The following is a 16,939-nucleotide window of genomic DNA, read 5'->3' as shown; positions in this document are numbered from 1 at the left end:
CCGCGAATACAAAAAAGGCGGCCGCGCTCAGGTTTGCGGCCGCCCACGAATAACGAGCGATCAGACTTTACCAGCAGGCCCCCACGCGATGCGGGCCGCAGTTACATGGAAAATGCCTATCGCGATCCACGTTTCGGACAATCCAAGTCTGAAGAATGTCCGCAAGCTCGAGATTGTTGTTGTCCATCATCAGCATGTGACTGTTGCCCTTGATGCCGAGATCCGGCAGCAGCAGGAACTGCGCATTGCCACCCGCTTGCTTGAACGACGCGACGGTAGCTTGGCATCCTTGCCGCCGATCATCGCCGTTCGCACCCACGGCGCCCACACTGTGGTCGCCCCAGAACGACAAGTACGGCACTTTTGAAAAGGCGTTCTTGATATCTGCGTCGGCGACGGGCGTGCATCCGCCTTCAACCGAAATCAGACCTTTGACAAGGTTAGGACGCTTGACGACGGCGCCGAGACCCAAGACTCCGGATTGCGAGTGCACGATCAAAATCGCCGGCCCGACTTTATCCAACAGCAAAGCAAGTGCATTCGTGGTGTTGGCAGTACCGCCGTTCAACGTCACCTCGGTGTTAGGAACGAGCTGAGATTGATATTGGTCCATCGCCTGCAGCGGAAAACGCTGATCGGGCCATGCCTGACCGTAAGCAGGTCCGAATAGGAAATTCACCCATGCTCCCTCACGCGGGTAAAGTTGAAAACCGGCTGCGGGGATCGACGCCAGATTATTCTGCGCAATCGCCTGATTGACCGCAGTGGGATTGAATCCAGACCGGCCTCGACCTGCTTGATCGACGACGTAAACGGGATAGCCGTGGCGAACGAAATACGTTGCCCATCCTTCCCGCCCATCAGGAGTCGTTTCATAGGTATTGCCGGTATGATTTGACCCATGCACCATAATGATCGGTAGCTTCTTGGAGCCAGTCGCCGGGATGCGGTAATGGACGAACATTTGATTGATGACGTACGTCCCGGGCGCATTCAGGCCCGTTGGCGTGGAACTCGGAAAGTCGCTATGGGCTTGCTCTCCGCCGATGAAAAACGTGCCCTCGTCAAGCAACGTCATGGGCTTGGCCAACGTATAATGGGGTCGACTCTGATTCCTTTTGTCGTTGTCACGCGACGAAGACGACGCCGCGCCGGCCGTCATGCTCAGTAGCGCCGAGCACACCACTGCTGCTCCCACAGCAAATCTTCTATCAAAATGTTTCTTTGTCATCTGTCTCTCCGAGTTGCGTAAGCTCTTATTCTGCGGGATCGCAACGGAGCGTCTTGGGGGCTTGTGAACTCCACTTGGCGCCAAGTGTATTCGGCGATTGAGCACGCCAAGCCTGCAACGACGTGAAGCGGAAGATGAGACCTATTTTCGGAAATCCCTTCGCAGGAACTCCAACAGCACCTATTGCATTGCAGCGAAGAATGCCGTCAGCATGGGGACGATTGGCGCGCTAATAACCTTGTAAAATCTCGCGAACATGAAATCTTCTGCGATACGAAAAATCAGACTGCCCGCATCCCGAAAGCGAACATGATCAAGGTCGAGATTGATCCGATATGGCGTTTCCAGCACGACGGCGACGCCCAATCCATGAAGATCATGCTCGAATTCCTCACCGAAATTCGCGCGACCGGTAAGATTACGGCAGCGGCCGACAGAGCCGGCGTTTCTTACCGGCACGCTTGGAATTTGATTGAGAAGTGGTCTGATTTCTTCAAGATGCCGCTCGTTGTCCGCAAGCAAGGAGCGGGAACACAACTGACCGACTTCGGCGAAAAACTTGTGTGGGCCGGACAGAGATTGGAGGCGCGGCTGCGACCGCTGCTGCAGAACCTCTCGCAAGAACTCGAAACCGAAATCAACGAGCTGCTTCCGAACAGTCCTCTGATATTGCGAGTTCATGCCAGTCACGGATTTGCCGTGCCGAAGCTACGCGAGCTATTGGGTCGCGAACCCAAGATCGGCATCGACTTTCGATATGTGAGCAATCAAAACTCGCTCGCTTCTCTCGCGCACGGCGGATGTGATCTCGCCGGAATGCATTTGCCTCAAGGCAAATTACGCCAGCGCGCGATCACCGCGAACAAGGAATGGCTCAACCCGAACACGCACCGCGTCATTTCCCTGGTGACCAGAGAGATGGGCCTGATGGTTCAGCGCGGAAATCCGCTGCAAATTTCCAATCTCGAAAGTCTTCGCAATCCGTCCGTTCGCTTCGTCAATCGCGAGCCTCACTCCGGAACCCGATTGCTGTTTGATCAACTCCTGGCGCAGCATCGCATGGATGCTTCGTCCATCCGAGGCTATGAGCAGTCCGAGTTCACCCACGCCGCCGTGGCTGCATATGTCGCCAGCGGCTTGGCCGATGTCGCCTTTGGCGTTGAATCCGCGGCACGCCAATTCAATCTCGACTTCGTTCCGATCCTGACCGAGGACTACGTTTTTGTCTGCCGCAAACAGATCCTCAAATTACCGGCGATGCAGCGCGTTCTCGAAATCATGCGCGGGAAGGAATTCCACGCCGCCATTGCGGCGTTGCCGGGCTATCGCGTCAAGGATGCCGGAGCCATAAAGACGATCAGCCAAGTCTTCCGCAATTCGGTATAAAGCGGCGCGCGCTCGAAAAATTTCTAACCCCTCTGGCAGGTTCTCATCGATGAAGGGAATGCTCGCACGGCTCGGCTGGTTGGGCTCCGCGATGCTCGTCATCGTGGTCGCTCTCGCAATTTTTTATGGCTCCGGTCATTTCCGCAAACATGCCTTGCGAGCTTCCATTCTTCAATCTGACCCCGCACGTCTGGAGCGCCTAGGCCGACGGTTGATCGTCGGATACAAGGACGTCGCAAAGATCAAAGCGCTCGTCGAAAAGCGCGCAATCGCCGGCATATTCCTCACCACACGTAACGCGCAGGATCGCACTGCCGATCAGATTCGCTCCGAGATCGAGCGCTTGCAGGCGATCCGAAAAGCTCAAGGCTTGCCTCGCCTCATCGTTGCCGCAGATCAGGAAGGCGGTATCGTTTCGCATCTGTCGCCGCCACTGACGGCTCAGCCTTCGCTTGGCGCGACGATCTCCAACCTGAATTCCGATGACGAACGGGAAAAGGCGGTCAAAGCGTATGCCGCAACTCAAGCTCGCGAACTGCAGACGCTGGGCGTAAACATGAACTTCGGACCGGTCGTCGACTTGCAATCGTCAGCCGCTCCCGCCAACGACAGCGGAAGCCGGATCTACTCACGAGCGATTTCCAGCGATCCCGAGATCGTCGCAAAAGTTGCGGTCTGGTACTGCGAGACACTCGCAGAATTCGATGTCACGTGCACGTTGAAACACTTCCCAGGCCTCGGGCGCGTCGCAAACGATACGCACGTCGTAGCCGGCACGCTCGCGACTCCCGAACCGCAACTCGAGCGCGAGGACTGGCTGCCGTTTCAGCGCCTCAAGAACGATCCCCGTTTCGCTATGATGATCGGTCACGTGCGCGTCGACGCGATAGATCCAACGCTCCCTGCCTCATATTCTTCAGAGATGATCGACGGGCTGCTCCGCTCACGCTGGAAGGTCGATGCCTTGCTCGTCACCGATGATTTTGGAATGGGAGCGATCCTCGAGTCGAAAGACGGCATCGGGGAAGCGGCGGTCAAAGCACTCAATGCGGGCGTTGACCTCGTGCTGCTGTCCAACTCTGACAAGCATTTCGATACTGTGATGGCGGCTCTGCTCGCAGCGGATAGCGGGGGCCTTATCCGCAAGGACTTGGAATCAGAGACTTTTCGCAGGCTTGTTCGCGCTTCAGAGCACCCTTAGCCCCACGCCGCGCCGATGTTCCGGCACCAGATCGTCCGTATCCGTTGTTTCTTCCACTTGATCCAAAAATCCCTTTCATAAAGTCACTGTGTTGTGGATCAAACGATCCACCCCCATTCCGAATCACTAATAGTCGCTCCGTGCATTTGCGGAGCGGGGCATGCTGGGCAAATCTCTTTCAGGCGCCACCGAGTACGTCGAACAACGAACAGCTGCTGCGGCGGTCGCAGCTCGTGACGCGCTGCTGCCTGTCGCATTCACGTTCGCTCTGATGTCGCTCGTCGCCCCCAAGTTCAGCCACACCCTATTGCCGGCCGCGTTCGCTTGTCTCGTGCTGTTACAAGGTCGCTCCGCCCGGCAGACGACGACGCAGCCGATGTCCTTCGGCTCCGGTTTCACGCCCATTTATTTTGTTGCTGCGGCCCTGTACTTGTTCGCTCGCGCAGTGACGGCGCCTCAACCAGCAAGCGCTTTGGCGCTACTTGCCGTTTTCGGCGCGTTCCTGGCGATGGCCTGGCAGATGAGCCGGACGCTCACCGGACTCAATCCGATTGATCAGCGAAAACTCACTCAAGGTCTGCTGGCTGGAACATTAGTCGGCGCCGTATATCTCGTTGCCGAGCTCTTGACCTCGCAATCCATCGTCACGTCCGTTCTCAATCATGTGCCCTTGCTGGCCGGCGGACGAAAAGGCCATTTCATATTTGCAGACGATAGGATCCAATCCGTCCGCACGTATGTTCTCAATCGCAACATCGGCGTTTTAAACCTGCTCTTCTGGCCAATGCTGCTCATCGCGGCAAACGAAGCCGAACGCTTGAAGGACCTCAAAAGCAAGCTTTACGTCTATGGCCTGTTTTTCGCGACGTTCTGCGCAACCTTCCTGTCGGTCCATAAGACATCGAAGGTCGCGCTGTTATTGGCCTGCGCCGTTTTTGTTCTGAGCAAACTATCGAAGCGGGCGGCGTTATCGGCAATGACAGTCATTTGGATGCTGGCAACGCTGGCTGTCGTCCCCGCATCTCGCATCGCCTACGACAACGGCCTGCAAAATTCCACGGTGCTCGCCGGATCGGCGCGAGCCCGCATCGTCATCTGGAATTTCGAGGCCCAGCAGATTCCCGAGGCCTGGCTATTCGGCCGGGGCATTCAAAGCGTGATTTACTACGACCAGCTCCAAGCTCCGACCGCGACTGTGGTTCCCGGCGAGCTGAGCGCGCAACGCAATGGCCACCACTCGCACAACATCTACCTGCAAATCTGGTATGAATTCGGTGCTGTCGGCGCGCTACTGTTCTCGATCGCCGGTCTCCTGATTTTGCGGCGAATAGCATCGATGCCCGCCCGATCGTTCCCATTTGCGATCGCAGCGTTCGCATCAGTAACCGCCATCATGGCATTCAGCTGGGGCCTCTGGCAGCATTGGTATTTTGCGGCGGTATGCATGAGCGCAGCTGCTCTGGCGTTGGCCAAGAGCGCAGGCGAGAGAACAGGCGGAATGCGCGGAACCGCAGAAACGCCTTCGCGAACAACCTCACAGGCTTGACGACGAGATACTTCCGGCTGGGCCGCACTCAGGTTCGAATAAACCGGTGCCGCGCCGGATGGCCAAATATGCCGTTGGTGCCTCAGGAGGGACTCGAACCCCCACACCCTTGCGAATAGCAGATTTTGAGTCTGCCGCGTCTACCGTTCCGCCACTGAGGCTTAGCCGCCCGAAACGGGCGAGAAGGGGCGATCTACACCGGCCTGCACGCCTGCGTCAACGCGTGAGACGGGCTATTTCAGCGTATGAGTGACGCGGCCCGTTCCGTGATGGTGCTCCACGACCTGAATTTCGTCGCCAACCTTGATGCCGCGCGACTTGTAAGCCAGCACGCGGATCAGCGGCCCGTGATCGAGTTGAACGATCACGTTTTCTCCTTCGGCCTCGGCCACGCTCGATTTCGTCACCAGCGGCTCGATGTCGGTCACTTTGCCATGGACGTCTTTGTTGTCGACCTTGGTGTCGAGCGTCTCGTAGCCGAAGGCCAGCCCGATCGCCGCGACAATGCCGAGACCAATTCCAAGGTACTTCGCACGATCGAGCCATATGGCTCGATCCAGTCGCCGCCGAACATCTTCGCGCACGGGTCTCTCTCCCTTGAAGCCGAGCCGCCTGTATCAGAACTCACCGCGCCATGTCATCCACTGCATGGGGGTAAATCTATGATCGGCGACGCCGCGTGGCCGCCGGGCCTGCGAACGTCATCGGTCGGCGCGGCAAATCCACGATAAAAATCAAAGCGAGAATAAAGGCGCGTTAGCTCGACCCGATCGGTACGGCCTCAAGCCGCCGCGCTGGTGTGCTGGTCAACCAGCTGCACGATATCCGCCATGATGTCGTTAAGCTGGAAGTCTTTCGGCGTGTAGACGGCCGCAACGCCGAACGCTTTCAAGGCCTTCTCGTCTGCTGGCGGGATGATGCCGCCGACGATCACCGGCACATCGTCGAGGCCTTCCTTGCGCATCCGCTCCATGACGTCCTTGACGAGCGGCACATGCGACCCGGACAGGATCGACAGTCCGACGACGTGCACCGCTTCGTCGACGGCGGCGCGGACGATCTGTGCGGGCGTCAGCCGGATACCCTCGTAGACCACTTCCATACCAACGTCGCGCGCACGAACGGCGATCTGCTCGGCGCCATTCGAATGGCCATCGAGGCCCGGCTTGCCGACAAGAAACTTGATGCGGCGGCCGAGGCGATCGGACACCTCGTTGACGGACTCGCGAACGGTTGCAAGCTGCGCCCCCTCGCGCACGACGGCCGCCTGCGCGACGCCGGTCGGGGCCCGATATTCGCCGAAGACCTTACGCAGGATCGTGCCCCACTCGCCCGTCGTGACACCGGCTTTCGCGGCGGCAATGGACGCATCCATGATGTTGATGTCTTCCTTCGCGGCCCGCTCGACCTCTGCCAGCGCCGCCGCAACCTTCTTGGCGTCGCGATTGGCTTTCCAGGCCTTGAGGCGTCCGATCTGCTCGGCTTCGACAGCCGGATCGACGACCATGATCGCATCCGTTCCGCCCGACAGCGGCGACGGCTCGGTTTCCTTGAACCGGTTGACGCCGACGACAGTCAACTCGCCACTTTCGATCTGCGAAAGCCGGCCCGTGCCGCTTTCGACGAGCCGGCGCTTCATGTAATCGATCGCCGCGACCGCGCCGCCCATCTTGTCGATCGTCGCGAGTTCGGCCTTGGCCTCTTCCTTCAGAGCCGCGACCTTCTTCGCGATCTCGACCGACCCGTCGAAAATATCGCCGTATTCCAGCAGATCCGTCTCATAAGCCACGATCTGCTGCATGCGGAGCGACCATTGCTGGTCCCACGGCCGCGGCAATCCCAGCGCTTCGTTCCAGGCGGGCAACTGAACGGCACGCGCACGCGCGTTTTTCGACAGCGTCACCGCCAGCATTTCTAGCAGAATACGATAGACGTTGTTCTCAGCCTGCGGCTCGGTGAGGCCGAGCGAGTTGACCTGCACGCCGTAGCGGAAGCGCCGGTGCTTGGGGTCTTCGACGCCATAGCGATCGCGCGCAATCTCGTCCCAAAGCTCGTTGAACGCGCGCATCTTGCACATCTCGGTGATGAAGCGCATGCCTGCGTTCACGAAAAACGAAATGCGGCCGACCACGTTGCCGAATTCTTCCGGCGGCACCTCTCCCGATGCCTTGACGGTGTCGAGCACGGCGATGGCCGTCGCCAGCGCGTAAGCGAGCTCCTGCACCGGCGAGGCGCCTGCTTCCTGCAAGTGGTACGAGCAGACGTTCGTCGGATTCCACTTCGGCACGTTCTTCGTCGAGAAGACGATCGTGTCCTTGATCAGCCTGAGCGACGGCTGCGGCGGAAACACGTAGGTGCCGCGCGACAGATATTCCTTGATGATGTCGTTCTGGATCGTGCCGGTAAGCTTCAGCCGCGACGCGCCCGTCTGATCGGCGACGGCGATATAGAGCGACAGCAGCCACGCCGCGGTCGCGTTGATCGTCATCGACGTATTCATCTGATCGAGCGGAATGCCTTCGAGCAGTGTCAGCATGTCGCCGAGATGCGAAACCGGAACGCCGACCTTGCCGACTTCGCCCCGCGCCAGCTCGTGATCGGAATCGTAGCCCGTCTGCGTCGGCAGATCGAAAGCGATCGACAGGCCCGTCTGACCCTTGGCCAAGTTTTTCTTATAAAGCTCATTGGACTTTGCGGCGGTCGAGTGACCGGCATAGGTCCGAAACAGCCAAGGCTTCTCGCGCTCGACCTTGCCGTCTTTAGCTTTGGCTGGACTTACAGTCTTGGATTCGGACATGCGGACGGCGTCTCTCGGCTCAGGAACAGTCGCTAGGATCAGGGGCTGTAAGGTAATAGAATGTCGCGGAAACGCAAAAACGGCAGTTCGCCGCGTTTTGCCGACTTGATAACGCCCGGCTTATACCAAAATCAAGCTATCGGTTCGACGGCAGACGCCGGGCCGGCGAACGGGCGGCAACCGGCTCGATACGCGCGCGGCGCGCCTGATGTTCGAGCAACAGCGCCCAGAGCCAATTAATACTTACGATCACGAGGAGTGCAGCCACCACCCCGACCGCCACCGTCGCGGCGGTATTGGTATCGCGATCATAAGTCAGCGAGACCATCGCCCTCCGAAATCCGATCGGAGCCAGAATTCCTCCGAGCAGCAAAAACGGCACGGACACAATGGCCAGCAACGGCGCGTGCACGATTTCCCGGATGAACCAGAAGACGGCGGCCACGAACGCTGCAGCGATATAGAACGTGAACGCGTCAGTATCTCTGATCTGCCACAGCAGGTCTTGCATGTCGGATCATCCGGTCGAAAGGCGTGCGGCGAATGTGCCGGTGGCAAAAAGTATCAGTTCTTGTACACGCTAAAACCTAGACGTCCCCGGTTAAGGAGTTCTTGATCCTCGGTTAACGTCTGGTTTTAGCCCCCTTCATTGCAGCGCAAAAACGTGCTTCATACTGCGACCCCCTTTACCGGACCGCAGGGGAAGCGCGAAGAAGAAGAGCCAGAACGGACCCTCATCGCGGGGAAAGTCGGGAGAAGCAATATCAATGGCGAGCCAAAACGTGGCAACAAAAAATGAGGCGGCGGCCGCTGCCCATCCGCTAGAGGCAGGAGTCAAAAAAGACCTCTACGAGATCGGTGAGATCCCGCCTCTCGGACACGTACCGAAGAATATGTATGCCTGGACGATCCGCAAGGAGCGGGAAGGCGAACCCGATAAGGCCATGCAGGTCGAGGTCGTTCCGACGTGGCAGCTCGATAGCCACGACGTGCTCGTTCTCGTTATGGCGGCAGGCGTGAACTACAACGGCGTCTGGGCTTCGCTCGGCAAGCCGATTTCGATGTTCGACGTCCACAAGAACCCCTACCATATCGCGGGCTCTGATGCGTCCGGCATCGTCTGGGCCGTCGGCTCCAAGGTGAAGCGCTGGAAGGTCGGCGACGAAGTCGTCATTCACTGCAACCAGGACGACGGCGACGACGAAGAGTGCAACGGCGGCGATCCGATGTTCTCGCCGAGCCAGCGCATCTGGGGCTATGAAACACCGGACGGCTCATTCGCGCAGTTCTGCCGCGTGCAGGACCGCCAGCTTCTCGAGCGTCCGAAGCATCTGACCTGGGAAGAGAGCGCCTGCTACACGCTGACACTCGCAACCGCTTACCGGATGCTGTTCGGCCATCGTCCGCACGTACTGCGTCCCGGCCATAACGTGCTCGTCTGGGGCGCGTCGGGCGGCCTGGGTTCCTTCGCAGTTCAGCTTTGCGCCACCTCCGGCGCCAACGCCATCGGCATCGTGTCCGAAGACGACAAGCGCGATTACGTCCTGCAGCTCGGCGCCAAGGGCGCGATCAACCGCAAGGACTTCAATTGCTGGGGTCAGCTTCCGAAAGTCGGCTCGCCGGAATACGGCGAGTGGCTGAAGGAAATGCGCAAGTTCGGCAAGGCGATCTGGGACATCACCGGCAAGGGCGTGAACGTCGACTGCGTCTTCGAGCACCCGGGTGAATCGACGATCGCCGTCTCGGTGCAGGTCGTGAAGCGTGGCGGCATGGTCGTCATTTGCGCCGGTACGACCGGCTACAATCTGACGATGGACGCACGCTATTTGTGGATGCATCAGAAGCGCGTCCAGGGCTCGCACTTCGCGAACCTTGCGCAGGCTTCGCAGGCCAACAAGCTCGTCGTCGAGCGCCGCATCGATCCCTGCATGTCGGAAGTTCTGTCTTGGGAGCAGATCCCCAAGGCCCACATGCGGATGATGCGCAACGAGCACAAGCCCGGCAACATGGCCGTTCTCGTCTCGGCTCCGACGACTGGACTTCGTACGCTCGAGGACGTCATCGAAGCCGGTCCACGGCAAGGCTAAGGCGTCCGCGCCGGGGCTTGTGCCTCGGCCCAAAACCAATGCTCTATCCCCTCCCCTCGACGGGAGGGGATAGACCCTCAAGCTCTCAGCTCGGCGAACCACCTTGAAAGGCCGCGCGCTCGGCCGCTTCACGCCGCATCCGCTTCATTTCGCTCACGCCGCGATTGAACTCTGCGCCAAGCAAAATCGTGATCGCCGTGAACTGAAAGAAGATCAGCGCGATCATCAGCTGCGAAAGACCGGCGTAAAATAGCGAGTAGTTGGTAATCGCGAGATACCGCGACCAAAGTCCCGCCAGTGCCAGCCAAAGCACGATCGACAGCAGGACGCCTGGCCACACGTCAGCCAGGCGACGCCGCCCCGCCGCAAGCCATAAATGCAACGCGCAGAGCTGCGCCGCGATCACCGCGCCGGCGAGCCCATATCTGACGCCCGGACCCAGCGCCGTCGAGTCGAAGAGGCGCTTGACCCATTCCGACTCGAACTGCGACGCGATCGCCGGGCCGACGACGCTCGGGCCGACGACGACCGCCCACGTCAGAACGAGCGTCGAAATCGCGCTGACGAAAACAAACAGCATGCTGATCAGAAGGCAAAGCGGATACGGCCGCTTTTCGTGCACGCGATAGGCCCCGTTGAGCGCCGCACGCAGCGTCTCGATCGCGCTCGTCGCGAAGAACAGCGCCAGAAATCCGCTGGCCGTCAGAAGATCAATACGCCGCGATCCCATCACCGCTTCGATTTCCGGCGCGATGCCCTTGGCGACCGGCTCAGGCAGAATGGCGAAAAGCTGGTTGATGGCATCCTGCGCCAGTTCCCGCCCGCCGAACACGCCGGACAGCGCGCCCAAGAAGATGCAAAACGGAAAGATCGACACCACGAAGGAAAACGCGACTGCACCCGCCATGGCGAACCCGGAATGCTCGTAGAGCCGATAAATGGCTTCGAACAATCTGCGCGCGCGCTTCATCGTTTCTTTAGTCTCCCGGCCTGCCGTTCGCCGCGGAACCTAGTTGTTGAGGTTCCAGAGGTCCATAATTCTTAAAGCAGCTCTTCCGCTCGGGCTGCATTTCAGACACAGGTTTTTCTACCTGCGTCCGATCCGTTAACCGCCAGCCCTCGGGCTGCCCCGTGAGGCGGCCGCACGAGCCCCGGACCGCCAAGCTGCGGCTCAGTACCGGTTGCGGCGGACGACCAGTTGGCTTATTTCCGGCCGCTAGTAAACTGTTCGCGGCGTGGCGAATGAGCATCGCGGCTCGAGCCAACGCTCCCAGCTATTTTCAGGAGAAATCCATGTCCGTCGCGCCCTTGAAGGCCGGAACCTCTATTCTGCACGCCGGTTCCGAGAAACTGATCGAGCGCTGCGGCGAAGCCGTCACCGGAGCCGATCGTATCCTGCAGGCGGCGAAAGCCGGCGTCCGCGTCAAGATCCAGGAAGCCGGCGGCATCGACAATGCGCAGCACACCGCGCACGGGCTCGCATGGCTCGCGACCGCCGTCGAAGGCCTCCGCCAGATGCACGACTGGGCGAGCCGCCTCTCCGGCGAAGGACGCTTCGGCGAATTCGAACAACTCCTCCTGATCGCCGCCTTCGCGGAATACGGCGCCCAGATCGCGAGCGGCATTCCGATGAGCCAGCTCGAGATCGCCCGTCCCGACGCGCTCGGCGTGCCGAAGGCCGACCTCCGCCGCTTCGAGGATTCGATCGCCGATCTCGTCGCCGAAGGCGGTTCGGAACCGGTGAAGGCGCGCCTCGGCGAATTGATCGCGGCGCAGCCGGAAGCGATGACGTTCGGCGACACCGGCCTCGACGAAACGCACGCGCAGATTCAGGACCTGATGCGCCGCTTCTGCCTCGATGAAGTTTATCCGCACGCGCACGAGTGGCACCTGAAGAACGAATACATTCCGCTCGACGTCATCGCGAAGCTCGCCGAACTCGGCGTCTTCGGATTGTCGCTCCCGGAAGAATTCGGCGGCATGGCGCTCGGCAAGGAATCGATGTGCGTTGCCTCTGAAGAGCTCTCGCGCGGCTACATCGGCGTCGGCTCGCTCGGCACGCGCGCCGAGATCGCCGGCGAGTTGATCCTGCACAACGGCACGCCCGAGCAGAAAGAGAAATACCTCCCGAAGATCGCATCCGGCGAAATCCTGCCGACCGCTGTCTTCACCGAGCCGAACACCGGCTCCGACCTCGCCTCGCTCAAAACGCGCGCTGTGAAAGACGGCGACGTCTACAAGATCACCGGCCAGAAGACGTGGATCACGCACCCGGTCCGCGCTGACATCATGACCGTGCTGACGCGCACCAATCCGAACGAGCCGGGCTACAAGGGCCTGTCGATGTTCATCGCCGAAAAGCCGCGCGGCTCCGACAAGGACCCGTTCCCGGCCGAAGGCATGACCGGCGGCGAGATCGAGGTTCTCGGTTATCGCGGCATGAAGGAATACGACATTTCCTTCGACAATTTCGAAGTCCCGGCAGCCAATCTTCTCGGCGCCGCCGAAGGCCAGGGCTTCAAGCAGCTGATGAACACGTTTGAAGGCGCGCGCATCCAGACCGCAGCCCGCGCCGTCGGCGTCGCTCAGTGCGCGATGGATCTCGGCCTCAAGTACGCGCTGGAACGCAACCAGTTCGGCAAGGCGATCTACGCCTTCCCGCGCGTCCGCAACAAAGTCGTGATGATGGCCGTCGAGACGATGATCGCGCGCCAGCTCACCTACTTCTCGGCACGCCAGAAGGACGCCGGACGCCGCTGCGATCTCGAAGCGGGCATGGCGAAGCTGCTCGGTGCTCGCGTCGCGTGGGCCAACGCCGACAACGCGTTGCAGATCCACGGCGGCAACGGCTTCGCACTCGAATATCCGGTGAGCCGCGTGCTCTGCGATGCGCGTATTCTCAACATCTTCGAGGGCGCCGCCGAAATTCAGGCGCAGGTCATCGCGCGCCGCTTGCTCGAAAACGCCAACTGAGTGAACAGCTTTACCAAGGGAATGAGGAGCCGAGACCGATGAAATTCACAACGGCAATCCTCATGGCGGCGCTGACCTTTGCAGCCAGCGCCCCCACCCTCGCCGAAGATGACGAAGGCGCGCCGGCAGCCAGCTGGACCGCCGTCGAGCTCAACGGCAAAGCCGTCGATGGACTGACGCTCGACTTTACGTCGGACAAAGCCTCCGGAACCGGCGGTTGCAATCGCTTCACCGGTCCGATCAGCATCGAGGACGACGCGATCCAGATCGGACCGTTGGCCTCGACGAAGATATTCTGCGAAGGCAAATCCGAAACGGAAGCGCAATACTTCGCCGCTCTCGAGGCCGCCCGGTCGTTCACGACCGACGGCGCTCTCGTCAGCCTCAAGGACGAGAGCGGCAAGGTGATCCTGAAGTTCAAGAAGTGACCTTCGCGCCTAAAGCCGTTCCGACCCCGCAGAATTTTTGCGGCTTTGCAGTTGCGTCCGTGAGCCTATACACGAGGACGAACACCGTCCTCGATTCACGTTGCTAACCGGGCTTTCATGGCACGCTCAATTCTCATCACCGGATGCTCGTCCGGCATCGGCCTCGACGCCGCCCGAACGATGAAACAGCGCGGCTGGCGCGTAATCGCGACGGCCCGGAACGCCGAAGACCTCACCCGCCTCAACACGTACGAAGGCCTCGAAGTTCTGCGACTCGAATTGGCCGATCCGCAATCGATCGCAACCTGCGCCATTCGCGCCCTGGAACTGACGCACGGACACCTGGATGCGTTGTTCAACAACGCGGCGTACGGTCAACCGGGTGCCGTCGAGGATTTGACCCCAGCGCTCCTGCGCGAACAGCTCGAAGTCAATCTCGTCGGAACGCACGATCTGACGCGACGCCTCATTCCGTCCATGCGCAAGAACGGCGCCGGACGCATCGTCAATTGCTCTTCGGTCTTGGGAATGGTCGTTGCGCCGTATCGCGGGGCCTACTGCGCGTCGAAGTTCGCACTCGAAGCGCTGACGACGTCATTGCGGCTCGAACTCGAAGGCTCCGGCATCGGCGTGTCGCTGATCGAGCCCGGCCCGATCCGCTCGCGCTTCGTCGAGCATTCCGTCGCGCGGCTGCTCGCGACGATCGACATCGACAATTCTCCGCACCGGGACGTCTATCGAACGCGGCTGGAGCAGATGAAGGCCGGCGGCCAGATATCGTTCAAGCTCGAGCCCGAGGCCGTGAGCAAACGCCTGATCCATGCTGTCGAAAGCAGCCGTCCGAAAGCGCATTACTATGTGACCACGCCGACGCTGATCGCAGCCGCGATGCGCCGCCTGCTGCCGCAGTTCGGCATCGACTATTTCGCCCGGCGCTTCTGAGCCGCCAGCGATTCCGCCAATTTAGCCCGCCAAATGCCGAGCTTCTCCTCGAGCGATTTCGTGTAGAGCGGGCTCGACGACGGCAGATCGATCATCGTGCAAACCTGCTCCGGCACATGCCCCGGCTTCACGACATGGCGATGGAACAAGTCGCGCGCCTTCTGACCATTGAACGCGATCGTCCGGATGTTCGGATAGTCGGCGAGAAATGCCGCGAACGGATTGACGGTCGCATTCCGAATGGCGGCGTCCGAGCTTCCGATGCGCTCCGCGCTTTCCAGCACATCCCAAAGCGCGCAACCGTGACGCTTCAGAAGAGCGATCCGCGCAGAATAGTCGGATGGCACGGCCTCGCCGAAAATCGCGGCGATCAGCGGCCAGAAATGATTGCGCGGATGCCCGTAGTATTGCTGCAGTCGCAGCGATTCCTCACCCGGCAGCGTGCCAAGAATAAGCAGATGCGCGTCCGCCGTGACGATCGGCGGAAAGCTGTATTTCGCCTTCGCTCCCGGCATAACGCGTCACGCCCGATGATAAGGATGCCCGGAGAGGATCGTCGCCGCGCGGTACAGCTGCTCGAGCAGCACGACGCGCGCGAGACCATGTGGCAGCGTCAGCGCACCGAGCGATAGCGTCATTCCAGCTGACTTCAAAACCTGCGCACCATGCCCATCCGGACCGCCGATCAGGAACGCGCACGTTTTCACCGCGCCGTCGCGCTTTTCGCCGAGCGTGCGCGCGAAAGCTTCGCTGCTGACGGACTTGCCTGCTGGATCGAGCGCGACGATGAACGTGTCGGCCGCCAGATCCTTCAAAAGCCGCGCGGCTTCATCTTGCTTGCGCTCGTCGGCGCTCGCCTGGCGGCTTTCGTTCAGCTCGCGAATATCGATCGGACCCAATCCGATTGACCGGCCCGCGCCGTTGAAGCGTTTGGCGTAGCGATCAGAAATCGCCCGCTCCTCGGCGTCTTTCAGCTTGCCGACGGCGAGGAGCGAAATGCGCATGAAAACCGCCCGCGGTCACCAAGCGAACCGCGCAAAACAACGAATAGGAGCGCGCCGCGACGCCTGGAGTGCTTCCGGAAAAGTGGGAACCGGTTTTCCGAGAAGAAGCACGACAAAACAAAAACCTAGAGCCGATCCGCGATTCAACGAAAAGCGGAAAGGCTCAGTGCTGCGAGCTGTCGCCGCGCGAGGCATCGGCGGGGATATCCGCCTGCCACATCTTCTCGAGGTTATAGAACTCGCGCACCTCGGGCCGGAAGACGTGGACGATGATATCGCCCGTGTCGATCAGGACCCAATCGCAGGAGTTCAATCCCTCGACCCTCACGCGAGCCTCGCCGCGCGCTTTGAGCTTGTCGCGCAGCTGCTCGGCGATTGCGCCGACATGCCGGTCGTTACGGCCGGACGCGACAACCATGAAGTCGCCGAGTGAAGACTTGCCTTTGAGAGGGATCGAAACGATTTCCTCGGCTTTCGCGTCGTCAAGCCAGTGGACGACGTCTTCGAGGAGAGCGGCCGCATCCGGCGCCTTGGCGGCGGACTGGGCTTGAGAGCTGCCCTTGCGGGCGGCCTCGGCTGTGGTTCGGATCAAGCGGTAAGCATCCTTTGCTGATTGGTCCCGCATGTCAGACGGCCCGGCCGATTCCGGGTTAGCGATATATTAAACGGCGTCGCCTCGGCCCGCAAATGAATTCCGGAAGCCGTCTGTTGTGAAAACGTCATAAATTTTAATGGCTTAACTGACGTGCTCTGACGCAGAGCGCGCGGCGCTGCGCAGCGCGGTCGACGAAAGGTCGGAAAGGCGGATCGTCAACAGCGTCCAGGCCGGCGGCTTTCTGGCAGCCAGTCCACGCGCCTCGGATTCAGGAATGCGCCAGCGCGAAAGCGCGAGAGCGGCTGGCGACGACAGGCCTCGTAACCGCCAGCCGGGCCGGTCCACCACTGCGATCGGCATCAGATCGGCGATGCTCCGCCAATGCTGCCATCGGTCGAAGAACGCGAGATTGTCGGCACCCATCACCCACACGAAGCGCACGCCAGGATGCCGCCGCTTCAAATACGCCAGTGTCGCGGCCGTGAAACTCGTGCCGAGTTCGCGCTCGAAGCTCGTTACTTTCATTTTCGGACCGACGGCGAACTGCCGGACCGATGCCATGCGCCCATCCAGCGCCGACAGACCATTGCGCGACTTGAGAGGATTGCCTGGCGTGATCAGCCACCACAGCTGATCGAGCCCCAGACGCTTCATCGCGGCTTCGGCGGCGATGCGATGCCCAGCATGCGGCGGATTGAAAGAGCCACCCATGATCCCGATCCGTTGACCGGGAAGGCACATCGGCGGAT

The 16,939-nt window shown here is 60.4% G+C and carries 16 protein-coding genes and 1 tRNA gene; 7 read left to right on the top strand and 10 right to left on the bottom strand.

Annotated elements, in window-relative coordinates:
* Positions 1–67: 67 nt before the first annotated feature.
* Positions 68–1,336, bottom strand: a complete 1,269-nt coding sequence (locus tag HDEN_RS01070; RefSeq protein ID WP_245256689.1) for an alpha/beta hydrolase family protein — start codon at positions 1,334–1,336, stop codon at positions 68–70.
* A gap of 204 nt (positions 1,337–1,540) precedes the next feature.
* Here HDEN_RS01070 and HDEN_RS01065 point away from each other — a divergent pair, with 204 nt between their 5' ends.
* From HDEN_RS01065 to HDEN_RS01055, 3 genes are all read left to right on the top strand, one after another.
* Positions 1,541–2,617: a substrate-binding domain-containing protein gene (locus HDEN_RS01065; RefSeq protein ID WP_013214266.1), complete on the top strand. Its 1,077-nt coding sequence runs from the start codon at positions 1,541–1,543 to the stop codon at positions 2,615–2,617.
* A 58-nt stretch (positions 2,618–2,675) separates the two neighbouring features.
* Positions 2,676–3,818 carry a glycoside hydrolase family 3 N-terminal domain-containing protein gene (locus tag HDEN_RS01060; protein ID WP_245256688.1) on the top strand — a complete coding sequence of 381 codons (1,143 nt, stop codon included), beginning with the start codon at positions 2,676–2,678 and terminating at the stop codon, positions 3,816–3,818.
* Between the two features lie 160 nt (positions 3,819–3,978).
* A complete protein-coding gene (locus HDEN_RS01055) occupies positions 3,979–5,364 on the top strand; it encodes an O-antigen ligase family protein (protein ID WP_013214264.1) in 1,386 nt (461 codons plus the stop codon).
* A gap of 75 nt (positions 5,365–5,439) precedes the next feature.
* On the opposite strand, the gene HDEN_RS01050 is transcribed toward HDEN_RS01055, so the two are convergent.
* The 4 genes from HDEN_RS01050 to HDEN_RS01035 form a co-directional block, all read right to left on the bottom strand.
* Positions 5,440–5,525 (bottom strand) — tRNA-Leu (locus HDEN_RS01050).
* Between the two features lie 72 nt (positions 5,526–5,597).
* Entirely contained in the window at positions 5,598–5,948 is a 351-nt protein-coding gene (locus tag HDEN_RS01045; protein WP_013214263.1) for a YveK family protein, read from the bottom strand.
* 197 nt (positions 5,949–6,145) lie between these two features.
* Entirely contained in the window at positions 6,146–8,161 is a 2,016-nt protein-coding gene (locus tag HDEN_RS01040; RefSeq protein WP_013214262.1) for a protein meaA, read from the bottom strand.
* Between the two features lie 136 nt (positions 8,162–8,297).
* On the bottom strand, positions 8,298–8,672 hold the full coding sequence (locus tag HDEN_RS01035; protein ID WP_013214261.1) for a hypothetical protein: 375 nt from the start codon (positions 8,670–8,672) through the stop codon (positions 8,298–8,300).
* Between the two features lie 256 nt (positions 8,673–8,928).
* On the opposite strand from HDEN_RS01035, the gene ccrA reads away from it, so the two are divergent.
* On the top strand, positions 8,929–10,248 hold the full coding sequence (ccrA, locus tag HDEN_RS01030; protein WP_013214260.1) for a crotonyl-CoA carboxylase/reductase: 1,320 nt from the start codon (positions 8,929–8,931) through the stop codon (positions 10,246–10,248).
* 85 nt (positions 10,249–10,333) lie between these two features.
* On the opposite strand, the gene HDEN_RS01025 is transcribed toward ccrA, so the two are convergent.
* Entirely contained in the window at positions 10,334–11,218 is an 885-nt protein-coding gene (locus tag HDEN_RS01025) for a YihY/virulence factor BrkB family protein (RefSeq protein ID WP_013214259.1), read from the bottom strand.
* Positions 11,219–11,541: 323 nt separating this feature from the next.
* On the opposite strand from HDEN_RS01025, the gene HDEN_RS01020 reads away from it, so the two are divergent.
* From HDEN_RS01020 to HDEN_RS01010, 3 genes are all read left to right on the top strand, one after another.
* Positions 11,542–13,221, top strand: a complete 1,680-nt coding sequence (locus HDEN_RS01020) for an acyl-CoA dehydrogenase family protein (protein WP_013214258.1) — start codon at positions 11,542–11,544, stop codon at positions 13,219–13,221.
* 38 nt (positions 13,222–13,259) lie between these two features.
* Positions 13,260–13,649: an META domain-containing protein gene (locus HDEN_RS01015; protein ID WP_013214257.1), complete on the top strand. Its 390-nt coding sequence runs from the start codon at positions 13,260–13,262 to the stop codon at positions 13,647–13,649.
* Positions 13,650–13,766: 117 nt separating this feature from the next.
* Entirely contained in the window at positions 13,767–14,591 is an 825-nt protein-coding gene (locus tag HDEN_RS01010) for an SDR family NAD(P)-dependent oxidoreductase (RefSeq protein WP_013214256.1), read from the top strand.
* Here HDEN_RS01010 and HDEN_RS01005 read toward each other — a convergent pair.
* The 4 genes from HDEN_RS01005 to HDEN_RS00990 all read right to left on the bottom strand — a co-directional run bounded on the left by HDEN_RS01005 (position 14,570) and on the right by HDEN_RS00990 (position 16,931).
* Positions 14,570–15,106: a DNA-deoxyinosine glycosylase gene (locus tag HDEN_RS01005; protein WP_013214255.1), complete on the bottom strand. Its 537-nt coding sequence runs from the start codon at positions 15,104–15,106 to the stop codon at positions 14,570–14,572. The genes HDEN_RS01010 and HDEN_RS01005 overlap by 22 nt on opposite strands.
* Positions 15,107–15,112: 6 nt before the next feature.
* Positions 15,113–15,595 carry a 23S rRNA (pseudouridine(1915)-N(3))-methyltransferase RlmH gene (gene rlmH / locus HDEN_RS01000; RefSeq protein WP_013214254.1) on the bottom strand — a complete coding sequence of 161 codons (483 nt, stop codon included), beginning with the start codon at positions 15,593–15,595 and terminating at the stop codon, positions 15,113–15,115.
* Positions 15,596–15,758: 163 nt separating this feature from the next.
* Positions 15,759–16,220, bottom strand: a complete 462-nt coding sequence (gene rsfS, locus HDEN_RS00995; protein ID WP_041921480.1) for a ribosome silencing factor — start codon at positions 16,218–16,220, stop codon at positions 15,759–15,761.
* A 111-nt stretch (positions 16,221–16,331) separates the two neighbouring features.
* On the bottom strand, positions 16,332–16,931 hold the full coding sequence (locus HDEN_RS00990) for a nicotinate-nucleotide adenylyltransferase (protein WP_013214252.1): 600 nt from the start codon (positions 16,929–16,931) through the stop codon (positions 16,332–16,334).
* Positions 16,932–16,939: the final 8 nt, after the last annotated feature.

This window comes from Hyphomicrobium denitrificans ATCC 51888, assembly GCF_000143145.1.
GTDB classification, from domain to species: domain Bacteria; phylum Pseudomonadota; class Alphaproteobacteria; order Rhizobiales; family Hyphomicrobiaceae; genus Hyphomicrobium_B; species Hyphomicrobium_B denitrificans.
Note: the sequence above shows the minus strand (reverse complement) of the source record. Positions and strands in the feature narration are given on the sequence as shown.

Excerpts from the sequence above, each read along its gene's own strand:
- HDEN_RS01065 (WP_013214266.1), top strand. The coding sequence starts at position 1,541 with ATGATCAAGGTCGAGATTGATCCGATATGGCGTTTCCAGCACGACGGC.
- HDEN_RS01060 (WP_245256688.1), top strand. The coding sequence starts at position 2,676 with ATGCTCGCACGGCTCGGCTGGTTGGGCTCCGCGATGCTCGTCATCGTG.
- HDEN_RS01055 (WP_013214264.1), top strand. The coding sequence starts at position 3,979 with ATGCTGGGCAAATCTCTTTCAGGCGCCACCGAGTACGTCGAACAACGA.
- HDEN_RS01040 (WP_013214262.1), bottom strand. The coding sequence starts at position 8,161 with ATGTCCGAATCCAAGACTGTAAGTCCAGCCAAAGCTAAAGACGGCAAG.
- HDEN_RS01035 (WP_013214261.1), bottom strand. The coding sequence starts at position 8,672 with ATGCAAGACCTGCTGTGGCAGATCAGAGATACTGACGCGTTCACGTTC.
- ccrA (WP_013214260.1), top strand. The coding sequence starts at position 8,929 with ATGGCGAGCCAAAACGTGGCAACAAAAAATGAGGCGGCGGCCGCTGCC.
- HDEN_RS01025 (WP_013214259.1), bottom strand. The coding sequence starts at position 11,218 with ATGAAGCGCGCGCGCAGATTGTTCGAAGCCATTTATCGGCTCTACGAG.
- HDEN_RS01020 (WP_013214258.1), top strand. The coding sequence starts at position 11,542 with ATGTCCGTCGCGCCCTTGAAGGCCGGAACCTCTATTCTGCACGCCGGT.
- HDEN_RS01015 (WP_013214257.1), top strand. The coding sequence starts at position 13,260 with ATGAAATTCACAACGGCAATCCTCATGGCGGCGCTGACCTTTGCAGCC.
- HDEN_RS01010 (WP_013214256.1), top strand. The coding sequence starts at position 13,767 with ATGGCACGCTCAATTCTCATCACCGGATGCTCGTCCGGCATCGGCCTC.
- HDEN_RS01005 (WP_013214255.1), bottom strand. The coding sequence starts at position 15,106 with ATGCCGGGAGCGAAGGCGAAATACAGCTTTCCGCCGATCGTCACGGCG.
- rlmH (WP_013214254.1), bottom strand. The coding sequence starts at position 15,595 with ATGCGCATTTCGCTCCTCGCCGTCGGCAAGCTGAAAGACGCCGAGGAG.
- rsfS (WP_041921480.1), bottom strand. The coding sequence starts at position 16,220 with ATGCGGGACCAATCAGCAAAGGATGCTTACCGCTTGATCCGAACCACA.
- HDEN_RS00990 (WP_013214252.1), bottom strand. The coding sequence starts at position 16,931 with ATGTGCCTTCCCGGTCAACGGATCGGGATCATGGGTGGCTCTTTCAAT.